At 66.9% G+C, this 717-nt stretch carries 1 protein-coding gene and 1 pseudogene; both read right to left on the bottom strand.

Going from position 1 to position 717, the window contains the following annotated elements; translation table 11 throughout:
* The coding region (locus IG88_RS0137820; protein WP_031051458.1) for an alpha-amylase family glycosyl hydrolase at positions 1-288 on the bottom strand (288 nt) is incomplete at its 3' end.
* Positions 285-717: pseudogene (locus IG88_RS0137815) on the bottom strand (alpha-1,4-glucan--maltose-1-phosphate maltosyltransferase); the annotation flags it as partial. The gene IG88_RS0137820 and the pseudogene IG88_RS0137815, both read right to left, overlap by 4 nt.

The following is a 717-nucleotide window of genomic DNA, read 5'->3' as shown; positions in this document are numbered from 1 at the left end:
GAGGTCGCCGAACTCGGGCAGGACGGCGGTGTAGTCGGAGACGTCGTACCCGCCGTCGCGCAGGGGCGACTTGAAGAAGGGCGGGAGCCAGAGGCAGTCCACGCCGAGCCATTGCAGGTAGTCCAGTTTGGCGGTCAGGCCCTTGAGGTCACCGATGCCGTCGCCGTTGCTGTCCTGGAAGGAGCGGACGAGGACCTCGTAGAAGACGGCTCGTTTGAACCAGTCCGGGTCGCGGTCCTTGGCGGGGGTGTCCTCGAAGGTGTCCGGCACGGGCTCGTTGACGATCATGTGGTGAGTGACCCTCCGATCTGCGGGTGGGACGGTCGCAGAACCGTGCAGACGTGCGCGGGCGTACGGCCCGGCTCCAGGCGCACATAGTTGGCCCTGCCCCAGTGATAGGTCTCGCCGGTCAGCTCGTCGCGCACCGGCACCGACTCGTGCCAGTCCAGGCCGAGTTGCGGCATGTCCAACGAGACCGTGGCCTCCTGGGTGTGGCGGGGGTCGAGGTTCACGACCACCAGAACCGTGTTCGATCCCTGCCGCTTGGAGTAGGCGATCACCTCTTCCTTGTCCGTGGTGTGGAAGTGCAGATCGCGCAGTTGGCGCAGGGCCGGGCTCGCGCGGCGGATGGTGTTGAGGCGGGTGATGAGGGGGGCGATGGTGGTGCCCTCGCGTTCGGCGGTGGCCCAGTCGCGGGGTTTGAGCTGGTATTTCTCG

Origin of the sequence: Streptomyces sp. NRRL F-5650 (assembly GCF_000721365.1) — a bacterium.
GTDB lineage: Bacteria > Actinomycetota > Actinomycetes > Streptomycetales > Streptomycetaceae > Streptomyces > Streptomyces ardesiacus.
Note: the sequence above shows the minus strand (reverse complement) of the source record. Positions and strands in the feature narration are given on the sequence as shown.